24 protein-coding genes and 5 pseudogenes are annotated in these 26,192 nt (G+C 58.9%); 19 read left to right on the forward strand and 10 right to left on the reverse strand.

Annotation, left to right across the window (positions count from 1 at the left end; genetic code table 11):
- Window positions 1-66: 66 nt before the first annotated feature.
- Both HGP14_RS32555 and HGP14_RS32560 read left to right on the forward strand, forming a co-directional pair.
- A complete protein-coding gene (locus HGP14_RS32555; RefSeq protein WP_246704721.1) occupies window positions 67-291 on the forward strand; it encodes a hypothetical protein in 225 nt (74 codons plus the stop codon).
- A complete protein-coding gene (locus HGP14_RS32560; RefSeq protein WP_168833935.1) occupies window positions 284-544 on the forward strand; it encodes a hypothetical protein in 261 nt (86 codons plus the stop codon). Before HGP14_RS32555 ends, HGP14_RS32560 begins: the two co-directional genes overlap by 8 nt.
- A 90-nt stretch (window positions 545-634) precedes the next feature.
- Here HGP14_RS32560 and HGP14_RS32565 read toward each other — a convergent pair.
- Window positions 635-987 (reverse strand): annotated as a pseudogene (locus HGP14_RS32565) (IS6 family transposase); the annotation flags it as partial.
- A gap of 333 nt (window positions 988-1,320) precedes the next feature.
- Between HGP14_RS32565 and HGP14_RS32570 the strand changes: the two are divergent.
- From HGP14_RS32570 to HGP14_RS32635, 12 genes and pseudogenes are all read left to right on the forward strand, one after another.
- Window positions 1,321-1,473, forward strand: coding sequence for a hypothetical protein (locus HGP14_RS32570; RefSeq protein WP_168833948.1), 153 nt, complete (start codon window positions 1,321-1,323; stop codon window positions 1,471-1,473).
- Window positions 1,474-2,434: 961 nt separating this feature from the next.
- Window positions 2,435-2,680, forward strand: a complete 246-nt coding sequence (locus HGP14_RS32575; protein ID WP_246704722.1) for an HlyD family secretion protein — start codon at window positions 2,435-2,437, stop codon at window positions 2,678-2,680.
- Window positions 2,681-3,069: 389 nt separating this feature from the next.
- Entirely contained in the window at window positions 3,070-4,743 is a 1,674-nt protein-coding gene (locus HGP14_RS36365; RefSeq protein WP_168833949.1) for a helix-turn-helix transcriptional regulator, read from the forward strand.
- Between the two features lie 342 nt (window positions 4,744-5,085).
- Entirely contained in the window at window positions 5,086-5,313 is a 228-nt protein-coding gene (locus tag HGP14_RS32585) for a hypothetical protein (protein WP_168833950.1), read from the forward strand.
- A 274-nt stretch (window positions 5,314-5,587) separates the two neighbouring features.
- The gene (locus HGP14_RS35325) at window positions 5,588-7,336 is read left to right on the forward strand and encodes an alpha/beta fold hydrolase (RefSeq protein ID WP_205927432.1); all 1,749 of its coding nucleotides are present in this window, start codon (window positions 5,588-5,590) and stop codon (window positions 7,334-7,336) included.
- Window positions 7,337-7,485: 149 nt separating this feature from the next.
- Window positions 7,486-7,668 carry a hypothetical protein gene (locus tag HGP14_RS36015; RefSeq protein WP_246704723.1) on the forward strand — a complete coding sequence of 61 codons (183 nt, stop codon included), beginning with the start codon at window positions 7,486-7,488 and terminating at the stop codon, window positions 7,666-7,668.
- A gap of 64 nt (window positions 7,669-7,732) precedes the next feature.
- Window positions 7,733-8,012 (forward strand): annotated as a pseudogene (locus tag HGP14_RS32605) (hydrolase); the annotation flags it as partial.
- Window positions 8,013-8,442: 430 nt separating this feature from the next.
- Window positions 8,443-9,430: pseudogene (locus HGP14_RS32615) on the forward strand (IS5 family transposase).
- 382 nt (window positions 9,431-9,812) lie between these two features.
- Window positions 9,813-11,000, forward strand: a complete 1,188-nt coding sequence (locus HGP14_RS32620; RefSeq protein WP_168833951.1) for an FAD-binding domain — start codon at window positions 9,813-9,815, stop codon at window positions 10,998-11,000.
- Window positions 11,001-11,218: 218 nt separating this feature from the next.
- Entirely contained in the window at window positions 11,219-11,494 is a 276-nt protein-coding gene (locus tag HGP14_RS32625; RefSeq protein ID WP_168833952.1) for a hypothetical protein, read from the forward strand.
- A gap of 1,120 nt (window positions 11,495-12,614) precedes the next feature.
- Complete coding sequence (locus HGP14_RS32630; protein WP_168833953.1) at window positions 12,615-13,055, forward strand: MarR family winged helix-turn-helix transcriptional regulator; 441 nt, start codon at window positions 12,615-12,617, stop codon at window positions 13,053-13,055.
- 87 nt (window positions 13,056-13,142) lie between these two features.
- Window positions 13,143-13,556, forward strand: a complete 414-nt coding sequence (locus tag HGP14_RS32635; RefSeq protein WP_168833954.1) for a hypothetical protein — start codon at window positions 13,143-13,145, stop codon at window positions 13,554-13,556.
- A gap of 78 nt (window positions 13,557-13,634) precedes the next feature.
- Here the strand turns inward: HGP14_RS32635 and HGP14_RS32640 are convergent, their stop codons facing one another.
- Together HGP14_RS32640 and HGP14_RS32645 are read right to left on the reverse strand one after the other, a co-directional pair.
- Complete coding sequence (locus tag HGP14_RS32640) at window positions 13,635-13,940, reverse strand: hypothetical protein (RefSeq protein ID WP_168833955.1); 306 nt, start codon at window positions 13,938-13,940, stop codon at window positions 13,635-13,637.
- Window positions 13,941-13,963: 23 nt separating this feature from the next.
- Window positions 13,964-14,341, reverse strand: coding sequence for a response regulator (locus tag HGP14_RS32645; RefSeq protein WP_312862243.1), 378 nt, complete (start codon window positions 14,339-14,341; stop codon window positions 13,964-13,966).
- Between the two features lie 114 nt (window positions 14,342-14,455).
- On the opposite strand from HGP14_RS32645, the gene HGP14_RS36370 reads away from it, so the two are divergent.
- Together HGP14_RS36370 and HGP14_RS32650 are read left to right on the forward strand one after the other, a co-directional pair.
- Complete coding sequence (locus tag HGP14_RS36370) at window positions 14,456-14,584, forward strand: hypothetical protein (protein ID WP_281408148.1); 129 nt, start codon at window positions 14,456-14,458, stop codon at window positions 14,582-14,584.
- Between the two features lie 486 nt (window positions 14,585-15,070).
- A pseudogene (locus HGP14_RS32650) lies at window positions 15,071-15,846 on the forward strand (MauE/DoxX family redox-associated membrane protein).
- A 235-nt stretch (window positions 15,847-16,081) separates the two neighbouring features.
- Here HGP14_RS32650 and HGP14_RS32655 read toward each other — a convergent pair.
- Window positions 16,082-16,573 (reverse strand): invasion associated locus B family protein, encoded by a 492-nt coding sequence (locus tag HGP14_RS32655; RefSeq protein WP_168833957.1) that lies wholly within the window; start codon window positions 16,571-16,573, stop codon window positions 16,082-16,084.
- Between the two features lie 633 nt (window positions 16,574-17,206).
- Between HGP14_RS32655 and HGP14_RS32660 the strand changes: the two genes are divergently transcribed.
- Window positions 17,207-17,443 (forward strand): hypothetical protein, encoded by a 237-nt coding sequence (locus HGP14_RS32660; protein ID WP_168833958.1) that lies wholly within the window; start codon window positions 17,207-17,209, stop codon window positions 17,441-17,443.
- An 885-nt stretch (window positions 17,444-18,328) separates the two neighbouring features.
- Here HGP14_RS32660 and HGP14_RS36020 read toward each other — a convergent pair.
- The 6 genes from HGP14_RS36020 to HGP14_RS32685 all read right to left on the reverse strand — a co-directional run bounded on the left by HGP14_RS36020 (window position 18,329) and on the right by HGP14_RS32685 (window position 24,653).
- Complete coding sequence (locus HGP14_RS36020; RefSeq protein WP_246704724.1) at window positions 18,329-18,940, reverse strand: hypothetical protein; 612 nt, start codon at window positions 18,938-18,940, stop codon at window positions 18,329-18,331.
- A gap of 273 nt (window positions 18,941-19,213) precedes the next feature.
- Window positions 19,214-19,345, reverse strand: coding sequence for a hypothetical protein (locus tag HGP14_RS36375; protein WP_281408149.1), 132 nt, complete (start codon window positions 19,343-19,345; stop codon window positions 19,214-19,216).
- A 36-nt stretch (window positions 19,346-19,381) separates the two neighbouring features.
- Window positions 19,382-19,792: a cytochrome c oxidase assembly protein gene (locus HGP14_RS32670; protein WP_168833959.1), complete on the reverse strand. Its 411-nt coding sequence runs from the start codon at window positions 19,790-19,792 to the stop codon at window positions 19,382-19,384.
- Between the two features lie 2,037 nt (window positions 19,793-21,829).
- Window positions 21,830-22,849 (reverse strand): protease modulator HflC, encoded by a 1,020-nt coding sequence (hflC, locus tag HGP14_RS32675; protein WP_205927433.1) that lies wholly within the window; start codon window positions 22,847-22,849, stop codon window positions 21,830-21,832.
- Complete coding sequence (gene hflK, locus HGP14_RS32680) at window positions 22,846-23,769, reverse strand: FtsH protease activity modulator HflK (RefSeq protein ID WP_205927434.1); 924 nt, start codon at window positions 23,767-23,769, stop codon at window positions 22,846-22,848. The genes hflC and hflK overlap by 4 nt, the downstream gene beginning before the upstream one ends.
- 494 nt (window positions 23,770-24,263) lie before the next feature.
- Window positions 24,264-24,653: a hypothetical protein gene (locus tag HGP14_RS32685; protein WP_246704726.1), complete on the reverse strand. Its 390-nt coding sequence runs from the start codon at window positions 24,651-24,653 to the stop codon at window positions 24,264-24,266.
- A gap of 385 nt (window positions 24,654-25,038) precedes the next feature.
- On the opposite strand from HGP14_RS32685, the gene HGP14_RS32690 reads away from it, so the two are divergent.
- Both HGP14_RS32690 and HGP14_RS32695 read left to right on the forward strand, forming a co-directional pair.
- The gene (locus HGP14_RS32690; RefSeq protein ID WP_168833961.1) at window positions 25,039-25,452 is read left to right on the forward strand and encodes a hypothetical protein; all 414 of its coding nucleotides are present in this window, start codon (window positions 25,039-25,041) and stop codon (window positions 25,450-25,452) included.
- 330 nt (window positions 25,453-25,782) lie between these two features.
- Window positions 25,783-26,048 (forward strand): annotated as a pseudogene (locus tag HGP14_RS32695) (IS6 family transposase); the annotation flags it as partial.
- Between the last annotated feature and the right edge of the window lie 144 nt (window positions 26,049-26,192).

Consider the following 26,192-nt stretch of genomic DNA (forward strand, 5'->3'; position numbering starts at 1 on the left):
ACATTGTCCGCGATCAGTCTGAAGCTTTTGGGGCTGGTAAGCCCAGCACTCTTTCGACGTCCGCAAATGCCGCTTACGGACGCCCAGGAAAACGTCGCCATTAGCCTCATCCTCGACGAGTGGTGCAGGCGTTCGGCGACGCACCGGAACGATCCGAAGTCCTACGCCACCATCGAAAGGATCCTGGCGCTCCGGGCGGCAGGGAAAACCGTAGCGGAGGTCCGTTCCGAACTGTTTCCGGAAACGGCCGCTGACGCCGACAGCACTGTCCAGGGAGAGCCACATGCATAAATTCGATCTTTTGAATGACCAGACCGCCCCGATTTATCCCGGGCACGTCATTATTGTCTCAGGCGACAAAGTCAGGATTACTGGCGAGCTAGCCGTCCATGGTCAGTCGAAGTGCGGCCAACCGGAGCCGCTCGAATCCATCATCCACCAAGCGCTGCTGGTCCGGCAGAGTGATGCGCTTCCGATCGCCGTGAAGGACGGCAGGGGCTTGTGGCCGGAGAGGCTCGGAGAACTGATCTCTTGGCGTCCTTGAGTTCCAACGGGAGAAGAGTGCTCAGAAGACCGCACTCGATCACACGCTCATAAAGTCAGAAACTACTTGCATCAAGGGCGGCAACCAGAGAAGACCTTTGTGAGATCGATGTTCGACATCCGGCATGACTTCGCGCTTTGCTGCGCCGTATGAGCGCAGTTTGTCGGCGACGATACGCTTCGGCGTGAGACCCTGCTTCTTCAGCAGCCTGATCAGCGACCGCATGGCGGCCTTGGCTTGCGGCGGTTCTGGACAATCTCGTCGAGAACGTACCCATCCTGATCGACGGCGCGCCAGAGCCGGTGCTTTCGGCCCGCGATGGAAATCACCGCCTCGTCCAGATGCCAGATGTCCCTGCGGGAAGGCGTCTTGCGGCGCAGTTGCTTGGCATAAGCCGGACCGAATTTCCGGACCCACCTGCGGATCGTTTCATAGGAGACGACGGTGGCGTTGCCTTAATCTGAAGAGGGTATAGTGCGGACAGGTAGCGATCGCTATGCGGCAGCCGATAAGGTGATGTCGCGCCAGGCTGTCATGGCAGCGGCACGGCATTCTCGGTGATCGGAGGCGTCAGATGTTTGCGGTGCAGATGGAAGAGGTTAGCGACTGGACCAGTGACGGGTGCCATTGCCTGATCTCAGGCAGCAGAGCGGTCGTTCGTTCTCCGCTCGACAATGTGACAACTCCCGCTGCGCGCCTCCCTCGATCGGGGGGACCTTGTCCAATGGAAGGTCGAGTCCTACGTCGCCCGGACCAAGACTGAAACTGAAACTCTGGTGGCAAGCGCAAAAGCGGATACCACCAAACTACGTCCCGAGGCGGATGCCGAAAAGGCCACATCAGCGCGCCAGATGGAAGCGGCGAAGGAAGCGACCGCCGCCGCGCTGGCCGCGCAGGATCGGGCAGTTGCCGAACAGCGGCGCGCATGATGGCGCGCGTCCGGGCAGAGGGCGAACGTGTCCAGAAGGCAGCGGCAAGGATTCAACGGCTGCCCAGCCTGCTGCGCTCTCTGTGGGATGGTTTCCGGAAATCGAAGATTCAGGATCGAATCCGGCAGTCTGTCGAGGCAGAGATGTTCCGGCTCCGGGAACAGGAGGCGACGGCCGCCGAGCGCGCCAGCGCCGCCGATACGGCGCGGCGTGCGGTGGAACAAGCGTCGGAGTATGGAGCGCAGCCTTGCCGAAATCGGTACCCAACGCGACGCCGCATGGCGCGAACTGGCCCAGCTCAGGCATCCGGAGGGAGGCGTGCCTTTCTGTGCGGCCACGTCCAAGGCCGTGATTTCCTCGAAAATCGCCTGTGTCCACATATTGAAGGTCAGAATCAGGCCGTACGGCGCGGTTGGCCGAGGGAACGGAACGGCGGCTGCGAACATGCGCGGACTCGTTGGCCGCAATGTTGCAAGACGGCGGCGAAACGATCCGGCGGCACAAACTGTGCTTCGACTACTTGGCCTGTTCTCCGCTGGGCTGGCGCTGTTTCCGGAAATCGCCGTTGCTTCCCGACTTCCGAGATGCGGAAATAATTTCCGCCAGGATCGCAGAACGCCTCTCCCGGACTATGATCTTGGGCCTGAGCCCTGGGCGCGAGAACGCGGCCTTGAACCGGACTTTTATCCGGGCCGCGGGCCAAAACTTCGTCCTTCGTGGAATCGTCTGGTCAAGGATCTGAACCGCCGCCCAACACGGGAGCGCGCGCGGGAACTGATTGAGGAGCGTGTTCCGACGGAGGCGTTGGAGTGGTTGAGAGACACGATCAAAAACGAAGATTGGCTCGCGCTCAAGATGGTCGGGCACGGCAGAACAGAAGACGAAATCCGAGAGCGAGCGCTTCGGGAAGCGATGAAGTGGGAAATCGAGCGCCGAACTCGCGCCAGGCCAGTCCGCCCGCATGCGCTTCACGGCCTTTAATCAGCGGACGACCCCGGAGTTTCATGGTACCGTAGACATGGTTGCCGCCGCGACAGCAACCGATCGCGCCACTGGCCGCCCTTATTATCTCGCCACCATCACACCCTCCGATCTCTTACTGCTCGGATCGAGGAAACTCATTCCCGACATGCCTGTTGAAGTTTACGTCCAGACGAGGAGCGTAGCGCACTCTCCTATCTGGCTAAGCCGTTCACCGACCAGATGATGCGGGCGTTTCCCGAGGAGTGACTGGCTTCAGCTAGACGTATCGGCAGGCGCGCCTCGAGCAGATCACCTTTGCCCCGGGCCGCCTGCCGTTAACAATTCAAGCTTATGCCCGCATATGGATGCTCGACTAAGATGAAGATGCGGGGTTGTGTTGCAAAGGGTTATCCCCATCATCGGTGCGCTTTCCTCTCGAAGCGGTAACGAGAGTGAATCACGACGGCACAAGGCGATCAACCGCCGACTACAACAGTATCGACCCATTGCTGTCGTCCGGGACGTTCCCATTCAGAGCGCTTTAAATGCCTTCCGGTCATTCGCATTCGAGCATGCTATACTGCACCTTGGCTCCAAAGCAGCCATTGATGTTCGTCTCCGGAACCAATGCGGATGGGCAGGTCAGATCGACAGCAATTCAACAGCGGCTCTTTGGAGGAGGCGGAGCAGCTCGTGCTCGGTCGTGAGGCTTACGGGGACAGGGCGTGGGACGACGCCTATCGGTTCCTCTCGCGCGCAAGTGCAGCGACTTCGCTCGCAGTCGACGACCTCGAACGGCTAGCGATGTCGGCCTATTTGAGCGGGCGCGACGAGGAGTACCTGCGGGCCCTGGAGCGAACCCATCATGCATATCTCGACGCTGGCGAGTGTCATCGCGCCACTCGCTGCGCCTTCTGGCTGGGCCTGCGCCTTGTCTTTCGCGGGGAGGTGGCTCAGGCGGCCGGCTGGTTTGGACGGGCGCATCGACTGCTCGAACGCGAGCCACATGATTGTGCCGAACAGGGTTACCTGATGCTGCCCGAAGTCGAACAGCATCTTGCTGCGGGCAATCTTGAGGCGGCCTACGCTGCGGCCAACGGCGCAGTCGAGATCGGTGAGCGCTTTGCGGACGCGGATCTCTTGGCCTGCGCACGGCACTTGCAGGGCCGTGTTCTGTTGCGTCAGCGGCGGACCACGGAAGGTTTCGCGCTTCTCGACGAGGCGATGGTGTCGGTCACGGCCGGTGAATTGTCGCCACTCCTCACCGGCTTGATCTACTGCAGCGTGATCGAAGCGTGTCAGCAAGTCCATGCCCTGGGCCGCGCACGCGAATGGACTTCCGCTCTGGGGAGATGGTGCTCGGAACAGCCCCAGCTGATCAGTTTTAGCGGCACCTGCCTGATGCATCGCGCTGAGATCAAGCGGCTCAGCGGCGCATGGCAGGACGCAACCGACGAAGCGCAGCGGGCCGTTGAGCGTTTGACGCAGTCAAATAATCGGAAAGATACCGGTGCGGCGTGGTACCAGCTGGCGGAAGTACACCGCCTCCGCGGAGACTTTGACGCGGCCGAGCAAGCGTATCGGAGCGCGAGCCAATATGGCTTCGAACCGCAGCCGGGCCTTGCCCTGTTGCGGTTGGCCAAAAGGCATATTGATGCGGCTGTGGCCGCAATCCGGCGCGTCATGGGTGCGACGACCGACCAAGTGAGGCGCATTCGGCTGCTGCCTGCCCACGTCGAGATCATGCTGGCGGCTGACGAGATCGAGGAAGCACGTTGTGCCTGCCGCGAACTCGAGGATGTTGCGGAAGGCTACGGAAACGAGTTACTGCGCGCCCTTGCTGCCAACGCGCGGGGAGCGGTGGAATTGGCAGAAGGCGAAGCGCAGGCTGCGGTGGCTTGGCTGCGCCAGGCAATCGAGGGGTGGCAGCACGTCGATGCGCCGTACGAAGCAGCGCGCGTACGCGTCATGATGGGCCAGGCTTGCCGCGCCCTCAGTGACAACGACGGTGCGGCACTGGAGTTGGAGGCAGCCCGGACAGTGTTCCAGCAACTCGGTGCCACGCCGGACGTTTCTCGCGTCGATGCCCTGCTTGACATGCGGTCGGACGAAGCTCGCGGCCTCTCTGCCCGCGAGCTGCAAGTTCTCCGCCTGATCGCTGCTGGCAAAACCAACAAGGAAATCGCTAACGAACTGCATTTGAGCGGGAAGACAGTGGACAGGCACGTCAGCAATATTTTCAACAAGCTTGACGTCCCCACTCGCACCGCCGCCGCCGCCTGGGCTTACGAGCACCGCCTGGTCTGAGCGTGCCTGGCATGGGTGGAATCACCCATACCGTCATCGGCGCCGATTGGGTGGTTCGCCCGAAGCGCTGCCCTCCTTTCCGCCGTAGCTTGTACCTGAAACCGATCGGCCACGGATGCGCGGCGCCTCGGCGCAGCTTGCCCACAGATCGCGGGATGGACTCGGTGATCGCGCTCCGAACATCGGGCCACAATGAAAGGAGCAAGCCATGTCACATACCGACGTCGGAGGTGCGAGTCACTGGGAGGTGGCTCGCGATCGCATCGATCATCATGGCCATGTCGCTTCTATCTCACGGTCCGATTTCTCCCGAGCTCGGCACCCAAATGAACAGAACGGCCGATGTCCTGGTGGATGTTCGCAGAAGGCAAGGCCAACGGCTTTGCCGCCATGGCTCTGGCGTTCACCGTGATCGCCGCCAACGAGGCGCGGGTGTCCCAAGCGTCACGCCGCATCGGGCGGCGCGCACCGCTCACCGTTGCGGGGCCGCCTTCCGTGCTCCGACGGGTGCTTGGGAGCTGGCTGCGTCTGCCGTTTGGCGCCCCGGTTGGCTGGTGGGCGCGATCGTGATGTGCCTGTGGGTCGTCTGGTTCGGGCTCTCCCTGGCGCGGATCCAAGCCGGCCCGGCAAGCATCCGGCGGGACACACCCTCCGGCGCCTAGGGAAAAATGGAGTCGCTCGCCGAAGCGGTCGTTCAAGCAGGCCAAGCAAAACGCGATGCGCTTGAGCGGGACGTCTGCGTGCAGTGGCAGGAGTTTGCGGCGGACCGCTCCATGTCGCTTCAGGTGGGCATGAGGACGGGGCCGCGCGGAAATAGACATGTGAGATGAAAAAGGAGGCCAAGATGGCGAACATTGAAGGTTACACCGGCATCCCGACAACAATTGAATCGAACCGCATATCTGGAGAAGCCGCCCGCAATCGGCTGCTCGCCGGGCTGCCGATCACCGAGTGGCGGCTCGAACTGGCCGGCATCTCCACCGCGGTACTGGAAGGCGGTGCAGGACCACCGATTGTGCTGTTACACGGCCCAGGAGAATATGCAGCAAAGTGGCTGCGAATTCTCCCGGAACTTGTGAGAACACATCACGTGATCGCGCCCGATCTGCCGGGCCACGGCACGTCGGGGACTATCGAGGGTCCGGTCCATCCCGGTCATGTTCTCGCGTGGCTGGGCGAACTCATCGAACGCACCTGCCCGACACCGCCCATTCTTGTCGGCCAAATTCTTGGCGCCGCAATTGCCGCTCGCTTTGCCGCCAAGCACGGAAACAAGCTTTGCTGCCTGGTGCTGTCGGACGCGCTCGGCCTCGCGGCGTTTCAGCCGGCGCCTGAATTCGGGGCCGCGCTCTCCGCGTTCCTCATGGAGCCGAGTCAGCAAAACCATGATCGGCTCTGGCAGCGGTGCGCCTTCGACCTCGAGGCGCTGCGCGATCGCATGGGCGAGAGCTGGGATCATCTGCGCGCCTACAATCTCAATCGCGCGCAGGCGCCGGAGCTGAAGCCGACCCAGCATAGCCTGATGGAGCAGTTCGGGTTTTCGGCAATTCCGCCGCAGGAATTGGACCGCATCCGCGTCCCGACCGTCCTGATCTGGGGGCGGCACGATCTCGCCAGTCCGTTGCCGATCGCCGAGGCAGCAAGCGCCCGTTACGGCTGGCCGCTCCATGTCATCGATGGTGCCGCCGACGATCCGCCGATCGAGCAGCCTGAAGCATTCGTGGAGGCGCTTCGCGGCGCGCTCGCAGAAGCGGAGCCGGCCGCCAGCGCAGCTGCCCCGGACACGCGGAAAGCCTGGAACCGGATCGCCCCGGGGTACGATCGCACGAACACCGAAACGCAGATGTGGCTCGGGGCCGAGGCGCTACGAAAGGCCGGCCTCCAGGCCGGGATGCGCTTTCTGGACGTGGCGTCAGGCAGTGGTGCGCTCAGCATTCCTGCGGCGCACTCTGGCGCCGAGGTGGTCGCCGTCGACCAGTCGCCCGTGATGCTCCGGCTACTCCGAGACCGCGCCGTCGGGGAGGCTCTCGACATCGGCACCCGCGTGATGGACGGCCACGCGCTCGCCCTCGACGACGACAGCTTCGATATGGCGGGGTCTCAGTTCGGAGTCATGCTGTTTCCCGACATGCCGAAAGGCATTCGGGAGATGGCTCGCGTCGTCAAACCGGAAGGCCGGGTTTTGATGGTCGCTTACGGCGATCCGCACCGGATCGACTTCCTCGCTTTCTTTGTTGGGGCCGTGCGGTCGGTCCGTCCGGACTTCAATGGTCCGCCCGTGGACCCGCCGCCGCTGGCTTTTCAGCTCAGCGATCCGGAGCGGCTTGCCCGCGAACTTGCGAAGGTCAGACTCGCGGACGTCAAAGTCGAGACGATCACGGAGAACACGGCGTTCAAGTCGGGCGCTGAGCTATGGGATTGGATAGTATGGAGCAATCCGATTGTCGAGGAAGTGCTTGGCAGCCTCGCGTTGAGCGAAGGCGAGCGCGGAGTCATTCGCCAGACGCTCGATCGCATGGTCCGCGAACGGGCAGGCGATGACGGTTTGGCCATCCTGAAAAGCCCAGTCAATATTGGCCTCGGCACAAAGTGACCGAGTGCCAATTTGATAGCGGGCCGCTCGTGCGAGCAGTTCGCGGCCACCCCAGGACTGGATGGGAGTGCCTACCTTTTTGATGCCGGCCGGTTTCCGAGGTTTGACTCCGGATGTAGCGCCGATATCAACGCCGAGGCGTGTGGCAAATGTCGGCGATCGAGGCGAAAGCGACCGCCGGCGTATTCGGATCGACCTTCCGCTCTCCACCTCTGCGGCCTTCGATTTCGCGCGGAGCCCGGAAGGTGCTCAAGGGCGGTGTCGTCGTCCCCGGCGACGCTGTCGATATCCGGTTTCCCGTTCCACCGTTGCTTCCGCTCGAAGTCGTCTAGGCGCCCGTATCCTTCATGACGCATCCTCGCACCGACGTTCGAACGCCAGCGCCAGTTATTAAAGATGATCCATTTCACCAGCGATACCCATTTCGGCGACCAGCGCGTCCTTCGCCTCGACAGACGTCCGTTCTTCAACATGGTCGAACACGACGATGCCTGATCCGGAACTGGAACGAGGCGTCGGGCCCCACGACGAGGTCTGGCATCTGGGAGACTTCATGTCGGCAAGAGCAGACGACTGTACCGAGCTGCTTGCGAGGCTGAACGGCCGAAAGAACCTGATCGTCGGCAACAACGACCTGACGACGACCACGAACTCGCCGGGATGGGAAAGCGTGCAGCAAGCGCGCCGATAACGGCGACGATCCCGAACATGATGAAGACGGAATTGATGCCCTGCGCGCCGACCATCTAGCCGACCGTGGCCGAGCCGACGGCGGAGGCGATGCGCAGCCACGATGTGGCAAGAGCCGTTCCGACCGCACGCATGCGCGTTGGGTAGATTTCCGGCGTGTAGAGGTAGAGCACGGCATTTACGGAGCCAACGACGCCATAAGCAAGCGTGGCCAGTAATGAGCGACCACGGGCTACTTTCGCCGCCGGCGGCCAGGGCTGCGAGCAGGATGGCGCCGACGAGGAAGGAGACGATAGCCCAGGTGCGCCGTCCGATGCGATCGATGCAAAAAGCGCATGCAAGCGACCTTGGTGCGCGGATCGTTAATTGCGTTGGCGTAGATGAGCGGCAGGTGCAATAACTGGTTTTTTGCAACGATGCCTTTCAAACACAATGCCGCTCGCCGCCATCGCATTGGCAAGATGAAGTTCAAGGTGACGAACTGGGCAGAGTACGAGGCAGGCCTTCGCCGGCGTGGCAGCCTGACGCTGTGGATAACCGCGGAAGCTTTGTCGTCGTGGGGGCGCCAAGCGGACGACGCGCGGCGGTCAACCGCGCTATTCGGATCTTGCAATCGAGACCGCTCTGACGCTGGGCCTGGTGTTCGGCTTGCGGCTGCGCCGGACGGAGGGTTTGCTGGCATCGGTGCTGAAACTGATGGGACTGGATCTCGCCGTCCCCGATCACACGACGCTGAGCCGACGGGCACGGAGGGGTCGATCATTTGGCAGACGGCGAGGGCTCCGTTTCAGCAGAAGGGCCGGTGCACGTCCTCATCGACAGCACCAGGCTTGAAGTCTACGGCGCGGGCCAGTGGTTGGAGGAGAAGCGCGGTGCCAGATCTCGTCGCAGTTGGCGGGAGTTGCATCTGGCGCCGGATGCCGACAGCGGCGAGATCATCGCCCATGTCATGACCGACCAAGACGCTGGTGATGCCTCGCAGGTGGAGCCGCTACTCGACCAGATCGACGCTCAGATCGGTCAGTTCACGGCCGATGGAGCCTATGACGGTAACCCGACTTACGACGCCGTCGTCAAGCACGGCGCCGATGCTGCCGTTGTCATTCCGCCCCGCGCCAACGCGGTGGAAAGGCCGGACACCGAGCCGCCTACTCAACGAGACCAACATATCGCGGCGATCAACACGCGGACGGACGAATGAAGTGGCAGACTGCGACTGGCTACGGCAAGCGTTCGCTGGTCGAGGCCGCGATCGGTCGCTACAAGGCGATCATCGGTGGCCGATTGCGCGCACGAACCTTCGGAGCGCAACAGACCGAGGTTGCCATCGGCTGCGCCGTTCTCAATCGGATGCTTGCATGCGCACACCCGAAATCAATCCGTCGCATTGGAACCACCTCGTAAACGACGACATCAAAGATCAGAGTCCGAATACTCTCCGATCCCCGCACCAACGCTCCGGCGCAAACAAAGAATATCATCGCATGATACAAATAAAGGAAATTGTACGTAACCACGGCGAAACGGCTCACGCGTCGAATTAAATTCCATAATTTCCGAGTCGCGACAGAAAAGTGGAATTTTATCCGCGCATTCATCCAGGTTCAGAGTCACCAATATTTTTCCGAAACAAATATCCTGGCATGATATAAGAAGAGAAAGGTAGGGCGTTTGTATTTTGTATCGGAGCAGTCTCAATCGACTGGAGAGATGCAACCTGCGCAAGACGAGAGGCTGAGGGGCGCCGAACCGGCTGCCCGCTTTGCGTCGCGACAAGGACATGACGATGAAAGTTGCGATCAACGGCACGGGCATCGCCGGATCGACATTGGCTTATTGGCTCTATCGCTACGGCCATGAGCCCGTGCTGATCGAGCACGCCGCAGGACCGCGATCCGGCGGGTATATCGTTGACTTCTGGGGCCATGGATACGATGTGGCAACGATGATGGGGATCGTTCCTCGTCTTCGGGAAAGCGGCTATGGCGTCGAGGAAGTGCGCTTCGTCGGCAGTGACGGCCGGCGGCGAGGTAGTTTCTCCACGGAGGTGATTAAGCGCACACTCAGTCACCGTTTCGTCAGCTTGACGAGAAGCGACCTTGCGTCCGCCATTTACGCAACGATCGATGGCAAGGTTGAAACGATATTCGGAGATAGCATAACCACCATCGACGACGGTGCCCGTGGCTTGCATGTGGGCTTTGACCATCACCCCAGCCGAAGGTTCGACCTCGTAGTTGGGGCCGACGGGCTTCATTCGCGCGTCCGTGAACTGCGCTTCGGCCGAGAGGAGCAATTCGAGTTCTATCTTGGCTACAAGGCGGCCGCATTCGAGCTGCCGGGATATCGGCCGCGCGACGAATTGACCTATGTCAGTTATGCAGAACCGGGCAGACAAGTCTCGCGATTTTCGATGCGAGATGACAAGACGCTCTTTCTGTTCGTATACCGCGACCCTAATCCTGGCGATCGCCTACCCATGACCGATGATGGGCGCAAAGCGGCTCTGCACGATGTCTTCGGCGACGTCGGCTGGGAATGTCAGCACATATTGAAAGCCATGGAAGGAGTGGGGGATATCTATTTCGATCGCGTCAGCCAGATCCGAATGGACAGTTGGATAAAGGGCCGCACCGTCTTGGTCGGCGACTCAGGAGCCTGTGTGTCGCTACTGGCCGGCGAAGGGTCGGGTTTGGCGATGACCGAAGCCTATGTGCTTGCCGGCGAGCTCGCACATGCAAGAGACAACGCCTCGGCCGGTCTGGCGCACTATCAATTGCGACTGATGCCGTTCTTGCAGGACAAGCAGAAGACAGCGAGCCGTTTTGCGTCGTCGTTCGTTCCAAAAACTGGATTTGGCATTGCGCTGCGCAATTGCTTGAGTTCCCTCATGGTCTTACCGTTTATCGCTGATTTGCTGCTCGGGCGCCAATTGCAGGATGATTTCCGGCTTCCAGCCTATGCCGTCCACTGAGCATGTGGCGAACCTACAGCGGAAAGTCGGCGAACGACCGAGTCTGTAGTGTTCGCCCCTCCCCCATCGATCTTTGGGCTCCCGGAAATCGGCCGACTTGTGGTTTCGAGACGGAGGAACGGAACGGTTTGGATCGTCAGCTTTCATTATTCACCTGTGGTACACATATCACAAATTGATGGTTAGCCGGCAAGTGGGTGTCGGAGAAGCGGTCGGTAATGACGACGATCAGTGCTAGATTTCCGTTCGAGTATTTCATGCTGGATCGCGTCGTGTACGAGGGCAGCGTGGCCTGCAGGATTGGCAGCAAGCTCGTGCGGGAACGGGTCCGCGACAGCGACGGGTATTCCTATCGATTTGTGGGATTGGCGCTTCGCGATTCCAACGGCCGTCTCAATGTCGGACTGCTTAAAACCAGCGAATGGATCGTCGCGCCCAATCTCATTTATGCACGCGAAACACCTGACATGGAAGAAGCCGTCCGCATTGAGTGAAGCGGAAATTGCCCAATTGGCCCAGACGTGGTGGTTACCTGGGTGTTTGATCGCCTTCCCATTCAGCCCTCGGCAGCAAATGGCGATCAAACTGTTCGATCGCAAACCAGCCAAGCCTCTGCGATCCTTTAGGACTGTGCGCTAGTGACCGTCGCTTGGACAAGCGGAATCTCCGGATACGCTGCAGTTGCCAATCCGAGTGGACCAAAGCTCTTCAAGAGCATCAGTAGAGCGAGCAGTCCGGCGATTAAAACGAACACTAACATGCCAATGCTTAACAGTGCCGAGTGCCGCATCCCGCGAACCATTGTCTCCTCCGACCCTTACGGCTTTCCCGGCTTGGCCAAACAACAGGTAGTATTGGCGGCCCTCGGCTTGCGGGGTAGCTTTGATGTCAGGTATAAAATGTAGTCATCCGCCAAGTCAGCGATTTGAAGTGCGGCTTCTTCGTCTCTCCTGCCGGCAAGCACGGCCTTACCAATCAAAGACCTCAAACGCGTCGTTGAATACAGACGTACACTGCAAAGCCCGCCTGCTGGCATTGACGTGATATCTTGGCGATCGAATATCCATCATTGACGCAGAATGGCAGAGGAATCGCCGCATTTCAACCACAATTGCCCTCGCGGGCGTCGTCTTCCGACGCGGGTTTGCAGCACCGATTGCATTTCCGTTGCTCCTGTAACTCCCATCCACCGTCTCAGTCCGCTGACCCTGCTGGTTCGCGAGCCGTCTGCAATGCTTCCAAGGCGTTCGCCCCGTGCAAAGTGAAGCAGCCATTCCTTCGTCCAGGTTTTCCAGAATCAGTCCGATATTGTCGGCCGGCCGTCCGGTGAAGACGTCGAACACGGTTTAGGTGTCGTCCGCCTCATGACGTACGCCGAACCTGTTCGTCTCAACGACCATGTAAGCGAGCAGTCTTCTCAGCTTGACGCGGATTATTCCTCTAAGTCACGAAATAGGCACAGTCATTCTGCCAACTCGATGCGACTATGGTTCGCAAGCGCTGCAACCGCCGGTGTGACCGTCTGTCGTCCACGCGGCGGGTGCAGCGCTTGCGACCTTCCCCAGCGTGGCTGCCAAGCACCTCACGCCATGATACATGAAAAGGATTATTTGAATGCCTCGATCAGCACGCGGTTCCTCGGCGCTGAATGACGACGTCTACGACGGACTCGCGGGATTTCGGCTGGCGATGCGACGCTTCCTGGCATTCAGCGAAGCGGCGCTTGCCGAGGCGGGCGTGACCTCGCAGCAGTATCAGGCCCTGCTCGTCGTCAGGACGACACCGGACCGCCAGGTCAGGATCCGTGACCTCGCCGAGCAGATGCTCATGCACCATAACGGTGCCGTCCAGCTCGTAGACCGGATGTGCGCGGCAGGACTGGCTGAGCGGATACCCGCGGAAGACGATAGGCGAAGCGTCCTGATTGGTCTGACGCCGAAGGGCGCGGACGTCCTCGAATCTTTGGCAAAGGTTCACGTGAAGGGCATGCTCGTAAACGAGCCGTTGCTGGCGGAATCCCTTTCGCGGCTTCGCCAGGTGACTGAACTCGCGTGACGAGGATCACCGTTTCTTGATCGCAGCATGATTGATCTGCGGATCTGATTTTGTATCATATTATGACATAACCGGAGGAGAACGGATATGCTTAATGGCGAAGGGGGCTGGTCGGATTACCGGCCATCCAAGACACTTTGGGGCTGGTCGATCATCGGCGCGGCGGCATTGACCATGGTGGTCGGCTTTACATGGGGAGGATGGACGACCGCCGGACGAGCGCGGGTGATGCGCGACATCGCTGTCAAGGATGCCAAGGCCGAACTCGTGGCGAGAGTCTGCGTCCATAACTTCGTCACGGCGAGCGATGCCGAACAGAACCTCAAGGCCCTGCAGGCGAAGTCGTCCTGGGAACGCGACGACTTCATCAAGGAAGGGGGCTGGGCGAAGATCGCCGGCGTCGGCGATACCGTGACGAATGCGGCCGATGCCTGCGCGGACCAGCTCATGAAGCTCAAGGAGTTGCCGGGCTCCGACGGCACGGTCGTCACCGATAGCTAGGCTTTTGACCGGACGTAGTGAGTTGGCCGGTCAGCGCGAGGCCCGTCCGAAATGATTTCGGGCGGGCCGTTTGCTCTCCTAGCGTTCGTCGGGCGTTTCGGCGCTCTGCAACGCTTGAATAACCTCGCGAGCCATCAGATGCGCCGCACTGAGGACCGCGGGCGATAACGGCCGTCCGTCGCGCGCATCCCTGCATATCTTCAAGAGGCCGACCAACTCGACGGGGTTCTCGATGAACCCGTCCAGGGCGTCCTCTAGCTCTTTCGGAAAGTTCGATTCGCCATTGATTGCAGGCTGTCCGCTCTCGTCAAGCATCCCGTGGTCGATAAGTATGGTCTCCAGCCGGCCGACCCGAAGGCCCAACTCGGCACGTCTGTCGATCATGATGTCCCCCTGCCCCGTGTCCATCAAGCGAAGAGCCGCATTCCCCTTGGCGGTAGGCCGCTCCCTCCATCCCGAAGGCTTCCAAGATATTCAAGCACGTTCCTGATCAAGGCAGGATGGACCGGCTTGGATATCAACCCGACAACTTTCGGGAGGTCTTCTCGGATAGCCTCGGGGTTCGCGGTCATCATGACGACCGCGATCCCGAACTCGCTGGCCAGATACTGCCCTATGCGCGGGCCGGTCGCTCCGTCTCTGAGATTGACGTCGACCAGTGCGATGGTGCTGAACGGAGCCAGCTGCTGCGCGGTTTCGAAGCTGTCGGCGATCCCGGACGTCTCGTAGCCGAGATTGAATACGATCTCCCGAACATCTGTCGCCAGCAAGGGCTCATCCTCCACGATCAAATCCTTTCCCCAGCCATCGTATCTCCCTTTTGTTCATCCTGCATTCAGGATTGACAATATGGCGAAGCCGTTAAAGAATGTCACCACATGATACAAAGGGACGTGACGATGACCAAAGCCGCCTTCATTTCCGCTGTATTCGCCGGCTATGTCGCTGTGATGTTCGCCTTGGCGTCCATTCCGAACGAGATGCCGCCTGAGATATCGCAAGCCCAGTCGACCCAGGCAGTGAACTGACCGCCCGCCGTCCGAATCATCTTCTTTCACCTCGCGTATATGAACAGGCTTTTCGCGCCATGGATACAAAGCTCTTTTTGGCGGCTGTCGCCCTGTTCATCGCCGGGATCTGGGGCGGGACAATCTACGTCGTCTTTTTCCTTTGAAGGCTGTCGTATAGGTCATCACGTGATATTTCGACCTAGGGTCGGAACCGCCGAGCATCCTGCTCATTACGCCTGCAAGAAGGAGTCATGAGATGCAGCGGTAGCTCATCAAGCCCGCAGGCGTATGTGCCGCGAAATGCGAGTCGGCGCCGTTATGTTTCCAGGATCGAAAACGGAGTCGTCGGCTATTGGAAGTTGCTATTCGGCATTCCGATCCCCCGGACCGAGTCTTTGGAAAACTTCGCCCGCTGGGCGGCGCACGAAGACGCTGAGTTGCGGGACAGACGGAAAGTGGCGGCCGTATCGCAGTAACGGCGCAACCAAGGAGCAGCCCATATCGATGGCAGCACCGAGAAAGAACGCCGTCCTCTATCGGATGGCGATGAAAGATCACCTCTGCCCATTCGGATTGAAGTCGCTCGACCTCTTGAAGCGCCAAGGGTTCGAGGTCGAAGACCACAGGCTCGAGACCCGCGAGGAGACGGACAGGTTTCAACGGGAACACGGTGTCGATACGACCCCGCAAACCTTCATCGGCGGCCGGCGGATCGGCGGGAACGACGATCTGCGTCGCTTTTTCGGCAAGAATGTCAGGGATCCGAACGCGACATCCTAGAAGCCGGTCGTTGCCGGTTTCGCCATGACCGCGTCGATGTCCGTTGCGGCGAACTGGGCCGCGGGAACAGTGGCGACCATCCGGACGCTCGAGTGGTTCATCGCCTTCAGCATGTGCGTCATGGCGATCCTGAAGCTCCGCGATCTTGAGAGCTTTTCTAATATGTTCTAGGCTATGACCTGCTGGCGCGACGCTCGGTCCGATATGCCTATCTCTATCCGGTCGGAGAGGCCCTCGCCGGCGTTCTCATGGTTTCTGGGGCTCTCGTCTGGAGCTCAACGCCGGTCGCGTTGTTCATCGGCACCATGGGAGCGTGGTCCGTGTTCCAGGCGGTCTATATCGAGAAGCGAGAATTGAAGTGCGCCTGCGTCGGCGGCGACAGCAACGTGCCGCTTGGGTTCATCTCGTTGACCGAAAACCTGATGATGGTGGCGATGGCCATCTGGATGGTCGTCAAATCAACCGTTTATGACGACGCGCAGCGGAGCAGCGATGAATAAGATAGCGGGCGGATCCCTCCTAAGATGTCGACAGCTTACGACCACGCTACGATACCCATCGAAACGAAGCGGAACGACTCCTGAAACGGTTGTGGCCGTTCCCAATCCGAAATCGATAGGCTTCTTTCCGGGCGCGGCAGAACTCACAGGCGTCGCATCACACATGTCGCGACGCCCGAGCGCAAGGCTGCTTTTGGGATCGACTGACAATGAACAGCAAGCACTTCGGTCCGCCTCATTTGCACAGGGCGACGCGGTCTAGTGCGGCGGTGACGCCGTTGAGCGAATAGGTGTAGGCGGTGTGGGTGCCCCGCGCGGATATCGCCTCGAGGATCATTCGGCTGCCCGCGCGGAAGGCCTTGACCAGTTCCGGCTCACGAGCCATGTCGTTCACCCACGCCTTTTTGTCTTTAGTGAACATCCGGAAGGTTTGATCGCCAACGGAGACCTGAACCGTCGATCCCGCCTTCAGATCGTAACCCATAATTGCTTCCGGCTCACTGTGTCCTCCTTTTTCGGCGGGCGCGATCAGAAAGTAATTTTGTCCGTGATCAACATCTGCCGGCTTGGCTTCTTTCGGAACGGAAAGCGCGTAGCAGGTCGGCCGGCCATTTCTGTCGTAGGAGTAGACACTCCAATCTCCGGTCTGGATGATCATTTTCGGCGCCGCCTCAACGACACCAACCTGGCTCAATGCTGCGACAACTAAGAACGCGAGTCTCTTCATAAATTTCCTCTTGGTTTGTAGCATGGAATCGGTATCGAGCGTCGACGGCGAACGCGTCAACGAGCAGAGCTTCGTGAGCGGACGCCGCGCAGAAATCTGACCTCTTCGAAAGCAATCCGGCCGCACTGTACCAGGCCTTCCCAAATTCGGTTTCCGATCTGGCAGGTGACTTTGACCATACGCTCCCCCTCCGCTTCAGTGATGGAAACGGTCACGAGGCCCTGGCTGCGGTAACGCTGAAACTCTCTTGTCGTGAGACCAAGCCGGTCGGCCAGCACATCGTCTTCCAGGGGACAGGTCGGATGGAAGGGGTTGGGCATGATGACGGATTAGGCTTCCGAATCGAATTATGTCATGTCATGACATACCGCATGCCAGGCCTCTGGTTCAACCCCTTGAGGACGAGCAATTGTAAGCGACGACGTAATGCGGATCGTGTCGGGTGCGGCAGCTATCGGCGAACAGGAGCGGCGTCGACGACACGCGAAAAGATTTCCTCGCATCTGAAGAAGGTCGATTTCTGGATGCTTTCGATCGATGTAGGGTGCGGTCGGATTCCCAGGCAAGGATGATCGGATCCACGCGACCTTGCCGCCGCGGAGTTGCTGCTCGAGCAAGGCGGTAGAGCCGCTTTTGCCGGAACTTCTGTCCGAGATCGCGATCCTCAGCGACCGGATCGTCGATCACGGCAAGATCAGCTTAGACCTCGCAAATAAATGTGGCGTTACCGGCGCTTGGCCCTTGATTGACGACTTCAATACCGGCAAGGCGGCCATGGGCACGGGACCTTTTGTGCTGGGCAAGTTCGATAAAGGCGCAAGCATCACGCTGAGCCGTGTCGCCGCTCATTCCTTGAGCGCGTACCGGTGATGTTGGCGATTGATGAGGACTTGTGTTGTTTTGACCGTTGCATTCGTCCCGTTCCTTCTTCCTTCTCAAGCTAACGACCCGCAAAGCCAGCTGTTCCGCAAATCGGCAAAAACCCGCACCGCACGCGTTCACTTGGACGTGAAGACTGGATTGGAACCAATCCCCGGGCGCCCTGTTTTGGTCAGAGATGTTCGCTCTGGGCTCCATCCACACAATGTGGCGGGAATAGTCCGGGCGCTTTAGGTCAAGGAGCAATTCAGATGATCCATAGCAGACTTGGATATTCCGTTACGGCGCCGCTGCTTGCGTTCGCTGCATTGATTGCGACGGCAGGGCCGTCGTCCGGCGCCGAAAGCAGCCTTGACAGCGGGAATGATTGTCGCGCAAATTCCGATGCTGATAGGGGGCAGAAGTCTCTTTCGGAAAAACTCGACGAATGCGGGGGAGCACTAAAGCCACCGCGTGCCGGTGACTCTGAAATGGTTGAACCGCCGCCTGATGTCGGAACGATGCCTATAATTCATCCGGGGGAGTTGCCTCCCCAGTAGATGCCTGGCTTTCCGCTTGCACCTTCAACGCCGTCCGAAAGACAGGCTACTTTCCCCCTGACGTGGCACCTGTATAAGTGCACCTTCCCTCGGCGCACATGATTTCTCCACCGCAGCCTCGATGGCAGCAATCGCGCGTATCAGATCTTGCAGGTGATCAACACGCGCTGAATACGCCCAAGCGTCACCTGCAAGTCACGGCAACGAAGGGTCATTTTCGATAGCGATCCCCTTTATGGCCGCACCTCCGCAAATGAGGCCGCCTTCTTGCGAGTAGGCGACAGCGAAGCGAAATAGACTACAACATCTGTGATTTGCTGTTCGCTCATCAACCGCGCTATTGGAGCCATGATACGACCATAGGCTGTCCGGGCGCGCCGCCACGCTGCCAAAGTCTCAATTGTTCGGCGATGTGGTCTGCATGTTGGCCGGCCAGGGGCGCGAATCGCGGCGACTGCGCCTCGGAGTGGCAGCTCATGCAGGCGGGAATGTCATTTTCCGGGGCTCCCCTCGAAGCAATCGCGGCGCCATGGCGGAGCCTCGCCGGATCGGATTCAGCAGCCACGCGATTGCCATCCGGCGGAAGGCCGGAGTAATAGGATGCAAGCTGCCGCATCTGCTCGTCCAGCAGATCCGCCACCGGCTCCATGACGCCGCTGGCCCTCACCCTTTGAGAATACTCCCGCAGGCTTCGCAGCAAGTACTCTTCCGGCAAGCCCGCAAATTGCGGAATGCGATCGCCGTTTGTCCCCATACCCCTGCCCTCATGCCAGCGGGCACACAGGGTAAAAGCGTCTGCGTTGCCAATGCCTTTGTCCCCCCGGCCCGCCGAAACCCGATCAACGCCGGCAAGCTCAAGATAGTTCTGCTGCCGGGAAGGCAATTGGCTAAGGAAAGCCGTCAGTGCCCAGACCTCATCGTCCCTTGCTGCACTCGGCCATGCAGGCATTCCTGCGCGTTTCATGCCATGTTTGACAAAAGATCTCTTGGGGCTCTCGGCGCCTGATTGTTTGAGCAAGGTCCGGCGGCGACGGCAACATGCCGCTGACAATCGGATTGATTCCTTGTCCGGGGCGGTTGTGACAAGGAACACATCCTCCCTCATAGTGGGATGCTCCAAGCCGTACGCTTCCATCGTCGTCGAGAGGCGCCGGGTCGATTCCGGAGCTTTGCGTGGCGATCGATTGCTCGCGCACCTTTTGCAGCAGCCAGGTCGTTGCGCTTAGATGATCTCTGATTCCGCGATATTGTAGACACCCGACCATACGAATACGGCGCCGACGAGAACCAGAACGCCGGCGGTAGTGCCGAGCACCGCTGTCACCACCTCCCATTCAAGTTTCCTGAGATCCACGCCTAAGCCCCCGTCTTGAGGAGAGGCTTTGCAGCGTTAGAGGCACCTTCCATGTCGAAGACCCGCCGGCCGGTAATGACAATACCGGCCAGAACATACGTCATGGGACAAGCGATCGGCATGATCAGTCCGGCCAGCTGCTGGTCGGCGAGCGCGAATTCGAGGAGCTTTCCCGCATGATGCGGCGGGTCTGCCGCTCCTTGATAAAGCATTGCGAGGAAACAACACGAAAAGGACCGCGAGCAGACAGAAGAGCTTGCTCGTCATAAGGAGCGCGATGATCGGCTTCCAACGTTGATCCCTGTCGAAGCCGGCAATAGCGGCCCAGAAAAAGAAGGCGCCTAGGAAGAGACTGGTCTGCATCAGCAGGTGAGTTGAATGCGACTGGATCGCCTGATTGAGCAGTGCCGGCGTATGCCAGCCCCACAGGGCGACAAGCTGCACCACTGTGGCGAACCAGAGAAGCCGCTGCCGCCCGTTCGTTCCACGCCTTCCACATCAACGACAAGCTGAAGGCGAACAGCGGCGCAATGATATTCGTCAGAATGATATGTAACGCCATTATCGCACGCCAAGGGTCCGATACGGCGTCCTTCTTCCGGTAGATTGGTCATCGCGACAGCACCGGAGGATGTAGCTATGGGCAACGGCCATTTCGTCAATGGTCATAAATGCCGCTGCACGTGCGCTGAAGCCACGCCTGCACGGTAGTCTGTCGGCCCACGTCAGCCGCCATGCTGATTTAGCGGTCTCGAACTTGTCGAGCGCCAATAATACCTGGATCCTATGCCCGGCGCGCCGATCCATTGTACAAGGATCCATGTCGCTACACTTCCGGCCTGGCCACTTCGGCGCGAACGGGGGGTTGCTTCTCCAGGAGCGGTAATCGCGCAAGCGACCAATGCCTTTGATGCCACTATTAATTCGAAGAGCGCCGCCTCGGATCCTGCAACGCCCAATGCGAATGTGATGTCCATCGCGGCGAGCGGCTCATCCTCGGTGACCGGCAATCCGGCTCTTTGCAACAAGTCCTTTTTGCCGGCCTTTGCGGCTGGATCCGGCTCGAAGGAGCTCCTTTTCATAAAGCGCCCGTCTCGGATGGGCCTCAAAAGTGATCTGTCGCACCAGACTTGGTTTCCAAGCTAGGCAATGAGACATTATGCTCGCGCATCGTAACTTGGCGGCACAGGCTACTCGAAAGGGGCAAAACGCAATATTCAGCAGGATGACTATTCTTGCCAACCGAGGACTGATCATCGGGTTTCCGGGTAGGCGATGCTCGCCATCATAAGCGGCCCACAGGATCTCATCATCATGAGGAAAGTACCCGCTACGACGAGAACCATTACACAGGTGAGCCACGCTATGGAAAGATAGGACTCACGAATACCTTGGCGACGTTTCATTCCCCAGCCTCCCCCAAATAACGAGGGTTCCTAATAAAACCTTACACTCGTCATGGCGAAATCTGCCAGAGTTTATCAACAGATCGAAGCACTTTTGCGCGAGCACGCATTGCCGGCAACAGGCGCCGTGCCGTGGATAGGTCGCTCCACTCCCATGCGAACACCGTGACCGGCAGCACGCCTCTTCGCTCACTGGCGAAACAAGGTGACACCGCCACCGCCAGATGTCGCTCCGCCGCAAGCGTTCATGGTGGTTCTTCAGTAGCTGGAACGGTCTTGCACCTTGCCGTGGTTTTCGCCGACGCCAACAACGTCGCCGCCAAACAACTCCTGGCAGACACTTACGAGCAGTTGTGCAGTCTGAGTCGGAGCCATGGCGCAATTTCTACCTGACCGGCGCGCGTGAGCTGCGTCGGGGCGTGACCGAGTTGCCGGTGCCGAACACCGCAAGTCCCGCCCGACACTGCGACTGCAATCATCCAGCCAGTGCTCGCGGCTACGTATTCCTCAGTGAATTCAGCGAGTTGGTGTATGGAAATCGCGTGACTGGGCCAATTTCCAGCCTGAATAGCTTCGGTGCATAAGCGACCATGTCAGATAAGCGGATTCGGGTTTCACGTCGAAATGGTTGACATCCCTTCTCCGATCATCCCCAAAAAATGACCTTGAACGGTCCTTGCGCTGCAGCGCAGCCGGCTGCCGCGAACAGGGAGGATTCGGCTTGCCGACGACATCGTCTCATGCGATGGCATGTCGATCTGACCAGCAGGTCGAAAACTGCATTGCCGGACGCGGCCGAAATGATCAGGGCTCCGAGGATCTTGTTGGACCCGAAGGAAGAGAAAGAGAGTGTGTGGTGGAAAATCTTGACGGCCGACAGCACCTTAGCGAGCCTTACGCAAATCACGGCATAAGCGAGCAGGCAGCAAAGAAATTCGTCATCCTTTGGCGACGTCTCGCGCCTGGAGCCCGACATTATCCCCTACCTGAAAAAAATCGAACTGGTAAAGAATATAAGCTACGGGACGCCGCACCATCGGAATGATGGTGTGCCTAGCGACGACAAATAATACCGAGCTCATGGAGCGGTATTCGAAGAGGACGCGACGCCTGCATCCGAGGGCTCTTCGGCTTGACCGGAGTGCATACCTTTCAGGAACTTGAAAACGTCACTATCCGTGGAAAGGACAAGCGTCGTGTTTTCGGAAATAATCGACTCGTAGGATTGCATAGTTCGCGTGAATTCGTAAAACGCGACTGACTCGGCGCTTTTGTTGTACGCTCTCGCATAGATTGCGGCGGCGTTCGCATCGGCAAGTCCCCTGATCTCTTCGACTTGGCGATAGGCTTCGGACTGGATCTTGTTCAAGTCACGTACGCGGTTACCGCGAATTCGGGCAGCCTCGCCATTCCCCTCTGATAAGAAACGCTCCGCAATCTGGCGGCGCTCGCTGACCATTCGATCGTAGATTTTGGGTCGGACGCTTTCGTTATAGTTGATTCGCTTAAATCGTATATCGAGCAGTTCGATACCAAACACGTGGACTTTCTCGGCAGCGGCGGCAAATATCTCATGCTCGACCATAGCGCGCCCCTTCTGGATTGGCACGAGCGACCCGATATCCTGCTCGCGTTCTGCTTCCGTCAGAAGAGCATCGCGCAGGGGAATGCGGCCTTTGGTGGTGCGAATGATCTCGATCAGCTCGTGCTTGGCGACCGCATTGCGGGTCTCACTACCGAAAATATCATCGAGGCGTGACTGGGCGCTGCGCTCGTCGCGGAGCCGCAAGAAGTATTGGAGCGGGTCTGTGATCCGCCACCGGGCGAAAAGATCTACCGAGATGTAGAGCTTATCCTTGGTGGGCATGTCCGACGGGTTGCCATCCCACTCGAGAACCCGCTTATCAATCGGATTAACGACCTGGATGAAAGGAACCTTGAATTTGAGGCCGGCGCTCGTTACGGGCGCACCCACCGGCTTGCCGAACTGCGTGATAATCGCCTGCTCGACTTCGCTCACGGTATAGAGCGAGCTCATCGCTACGTAGGTGCCAGCAACCAGAGCCGCCAGGATACCCATTTGAGCAGCCCTGTTCATGGCTTTTTCTCCATTTGAGAGTCGAGATTCAGTAGCGGCAGAATGCTGCGTGTCTGCTCATCGACAATGATCTTAGAACGTAGTCCCGGCATGATCTTCTGCAGGGTCTCGATATAGATTCGGCGGCGCGTGACTTCCGGAGCGTTGCTATACTCGGCCAACAAAGCCGAAAACCGGGCGGCATCGCCCTCTGCTTCATTTACTCGCTTGAGACGATAGCCATCCGCCTCGCGGATGCGCTGATCCTTCTCTCCCTCAGCCAGCGGGATCACTCTGTTGTAATCGCGCCGTGCCTCGTTGATGAGTTTTTCCTTCTCCTGTTGGGCTTGGTTCACCTCATTGAACGATTCCTGCACTGGCTCGGGCGGATTGATATTCTTCAATTGCACCTGATCGATGCTGATGCCCATGGCATATTTGGTCGAAAGCGCCTGCATCTTGGTCAACGCTTCAGACTCGATTTCCTGGCGGCCGATGGTGATCACCTCGTCCACCGTGCGATCGCCAACGACTTCCCGCATGACGGACTCGGAAACAGAGCGAAGGGTTCCACTCGGCTCGCGAACCTCGAAAAGGAACTTTACCGGATCCGAGATGCGGTACTGCACGACCCATTCCACCAGTGCAGCATTCAGATCGCCAGTCACCATTTGGGTTTCTCGGGTTGCCTCCTGCAGCTGCGGGCTTTGATACGGATCAGCGGCACCCGGGGTCGTGAAGCCGAATTCCTGCTTCAATTGCCGTTTGACGGGAACGATAGTTGCCGCGTCGATACCCATCGGCAGCTTTAAATGTAAGCCAGATGGAACGTCCTTGAGATACCTGCCGAACCGTTGCACGACTGCTACAGAATCGCTGGGTACAGTATAAAGGGCGGTCCAGGCCAGCAGCGCGACGAGCGCGACTCCAGCAAGGATCATAACTCCGCGCGGGCTTCCGCCCGGCATAATCGGCTCAAGCCGATCCCGCGTCTGTCGAACAAAATCTTCGAAATTGGCCCTGTCCTCGGCCGGACGGCCCCAAGGGCCGCCCCGCCCGCCGTCACTATTTTGCGATGGCATTGTGGTATCCTCCCTGCTTCCCTCCGCTTACTTGAGGCCACGGGGCGAACGCGGGTTCCGAGGTGGCATTCGCACATCAGTGCTGCATGGCCCGACGGCGTTCAGGTCGATGTAAACGGTCCGACGCTGTGCATATGTCGAAGCCTATGTACGCCGTTCCAACGGTTAGTTGGAACACGCACCGAACTTCCGTACGGCTTGGTCATCGGCCACTGCGCGCCGTGAGGCTCGAGCCTGACTTGCTCGGGTCTTTGCCCGGCGTATCTCGCCTTTCACCGCCTTGACTAAACAAGGGCGACGTCCAACAGAAGACAACCAAATGCAAATGGCTATCGAGACGATTTAATTCAAGGTTATTCCCAATGCTTAGCTCGACTTTGGACATTATGTGGCGAAGCAGGGCGCCTGCGCCAAGCGAGCTGCGCGGGTGGTGTTATATGCATTTCGGGGTTGACGGCCGTTTCGATAAGGATCGTCGCTTCACAAAACCAGGCGAACGGCACCGACCAAGCGTCCGCGTGAGGTCGAGTTGCTTGGCTTCGAACATCACCCGCCCACACTGTCACGAGATTGTAGAGCCCCGGGAGCGACAGTGTTGTGCGCAGGATGGCGTTGTCATTCCACTGGCGCTGGGTTTCCATGCGAAGATGCGCACGAGTTTCGGCGAAGGTGACCTCCGACTGCCAGCGCCGAACGCAAAGGGCGATGATTTGGCTTGGTTCGAGGTCGGTATTGGTGCTCATGAACGCCTGCAGTTCGCGGCAGCCTGTCGGATCTCGAACCAGCACGCAGCGAATTGGCCTGGCGGGGTTCCATGGCGATACCACAAGCCAGTGCCTGACGTGGGGCATTTGTCGGTTTATCTGCCACACCATCTCTATGCCCAACTCACTGACGCGTGGTTTATGTGACAACACCCCCTTTCTGACTTTTCTTACAATCATCAGCAATCAAGTGCGCAATGGATATCACATCATGTTTACTGGAAGTTTGTTCTAATTGCCCCAATTCAACCACATTCCCTAAGCGGCGCATCGTTATCACTCCTAGCGCGGCGGTGAAAAAGGAGACGGCTGAACACAATGAGCGGCCCTTTTTTGCTGGATGGGGAAGTGAAAGGACATAATCATGTCTGATACCGAAACATTCACAATACGTTGGAGGAACTACAAACCAACAAAGACACTTTGGGTCTGGTCGATGATTGGGGTTTCTGTGCTAACCATGGTACTTGGCTTTACAATGGGCGGCTGGACTACCGGGGGGCGCGCTTCCGTGATGGCAAGCAATGCTGCTAAACAAGCGACATCAGAGCTTGTCGCCTCTATGTGTGTTCAGAACTTCGTCACCGGGACAGACGCCGCCAAGAATCTTGCTGCCCTGAAGGAAACCTCTTCGTGGCAACGCAACGACTTTATAGAAAAAGGTGGGTGGATGACGATTGCAGGCCTCGATGAAAAAGTCGATGGAGCTGCCGACCTCTGTGCCGAGACGCTTGCAGATATGAAAGAGTTGCCGGCAGCCACCGCCGAGGCCTTATGAGATCGTGCCATAATCGGTGCACTCCAACGCAGATGCCGGACTATCAGCGCTGCGCTGTCTTCGAAGAGGACCGTGAAGACCTTTGATCCTCCGCAATTGCGGCCAAAAGACTGGACGCCTCCCGATGCGCGTCGAACTCGCGAAGCGCATCAGCCCAAGGGTGTCGTCGCCTTGATCTAAACAGAGTCCGGTGCGGACAGGTAGCAGATCGCTATGCGGTAGCCGATAAGGTGATATCGCGCCAGCTGTCACGGCAGCGACGCGGCGTTCTCGATGATCTGAGGCGCTGAGTTGTCTGTGGCTTAACGGTTCGCGGATAGTGTGGCAAGGATGAGTGAACCCACCGTCAGCGACAAGAATCACTGCTTTCCGCCGCAGATCATCGCCCATGCAGTCTGGCTCTATTTTAGGTTCCCTCTGAGCCTGCGGCTGGTTGTGGAGATGCTATTGGCGCGTGGAATTGTTGTCTCGTATGAAATGATCCGATGGGCCGCAAATTCGGTCCGGCCTACGCAAAGCGACTGCGCCGTAAGAAGCCCTTGCGAGGAGACATCTCGCACCTGAACGAGGTGGTGATTTCCATCGGCGCCCGAAAGTGTTGATTTTCACGCGGTGACCTGATGTGGTGGACGGCCTCCGCTCCCGGCATCGCAATGTGCCAAAGTGTGGCTGTCGAAAGTCACATAAGGGAGAGCCGTCCATGGAGAAGATTACCACAATTGGTCTGGATATCGCCAAGC

It is taken from the genome of Rhizobium sp. P32RR-XVIII (assembly GCF_012641395.1).
In the GTDB taxonomy this organism is placed as follows: domain Bacteria; phylum Pseudomonadota; class Alphaproteobacteria; order Rhizobiales; family Rhizobiaceae; genus Rhizobium.

Excerpts from the sequence above, each read along its gene's own strand:
- HGP14_RS36015 (WP_246704723.1), top strand. The coding sequence starts at position 7,486 with ATGTCGGCGATCGAGGCGAAAGCGACCGCCGGCGTATTCGGATCGACC.
- HGP14_RS32560 (WP_168833935.1), top strand. The coding sequence starts at position 284 with ATGCATAAATTCGATCTTTTGAATGACCAGACCGCCCCGATTTATCCC.
- HGP14_RS32575 (WP_246704722.1), top strand. The coding sequence starts at position 2,435 with ATGCGCTTCACGGCCTTTAATCAGCGGACGACCCCGGAGTTTCATGGT.
- HGP14_RS32640 (WP_168833955.1), bottom strand. The coding sequence starts at position 13,940 with ATGATCGACAGACGTGCCGAGTTGGGCCTTCGGGTCGGCCGGCTGGAG.
- HGP14_RS36365 (WP_168833949.1), top strand. The coding sequence starts at position 3,070 with ATGGGCAGGTCAGATCGACAGCAATTCAACAGCGGCTCTTTGGAGGAG.
- hflK (WP_205927434.1), bottom strand. The coding sequence starts at position 23,769 with ATGATCCTTGCTGGAGTCGCGCTCGTCGCGCTGCTGGCCTGGACCGCC.
- HGP14_RS32555 (WP_246704721.1), top strand. The coding sequence starts at position 67 with ATGCCGCTTACGGACGCCCAGGAAAACGTCGCCATTAGCCTCATCCTC.
- HGP14_RS35325 (WP_205927432.1), top strand. The coding sequence starts at position 5,588 with ATGGCGAACATTGAAGGTTACACCGGCATCCCGACAACAATTGAATCG.
- hflC (WP_205927433.1), bottom strand. The coding sequence starts at position 22,849 with ATGAACAGGGCTGCTCAAATGGGTATCCTGGCGGCTCTGGTTGCTGGC.
- HGP14_RS32690 (WP_168833961.1), top strand. The coding sequence starts at position 25,039 with ATGTCTGATACCGAAACATTCACAATACGTTGGAGGAACTACAAACCA.
- HGP14_RS32625 (WP_168833952.1), top strand. The coding sequence starts at position 11,219 with ATGACGACGATCAGTGCTAGATTTCCGTTCGAGTATTTCATGCTGGAT.
- HGP14_RS32585 (WP_168833950.1), top strand. The coding sequence starts at position 5,086 with ATGTCCTGGTGGATGTTCGCAGAAGGCAAGGCCAACGGCTTTGCCGCC.
- HGP14_RS36370 (WP_281408148.1), top strand. The coding sequence starts at position 14,456 with ATGACCAAAGCCGCCTTCATTTCCGCTGTATTCGCCGGCTATGTCGCT.
- HGP14_RS32620 (WP_168833951.1), top strand. The coding sequence starts at position 9,813 with ATGAAAGTTGCGATCAACGGCACGGGCATCGCCGGATCGACATTGGCT.
- HGP14_RS32630 (WP_168833953.1), top strand. The coding sequence starts at position 12,615 with ATGCCTCGATCAGCACGCGGTTCCTCGGCGCTGAATGACGACGTCTAC.
- HGP14_RS32685 (WP_246704726.1), bottom strand. The coding sequence starts at position 24,653 with ATGAGCACCAATACCGACCTCGAACCAAGCCAAATCATCGCCCTTTGC.
- HGP14_RS32655 (WP_168833957.1), bottom strand. The coding sequence starts at position 16,573 with ATGAAGAGACTCGCGTTCTTAGTTGTCGCAGCATTGAGCCAGGTTGGT.
- HGP14_RS32635 (WP_168833954.1), top strand. The coding sequence starts at position 13,143 with ATGCTTAATGGCGAAGGGGGCTGGTCGGATTACCGGCCATCCAAGACA.
- HGP14_RS36020 (WP_246704724.1), bottom strand. The coding sequence starts at position 18,940 with ATGCCTGCATGGCCGAGTGCAGCAAGGGACGATGAGGTCTGGGCACTG.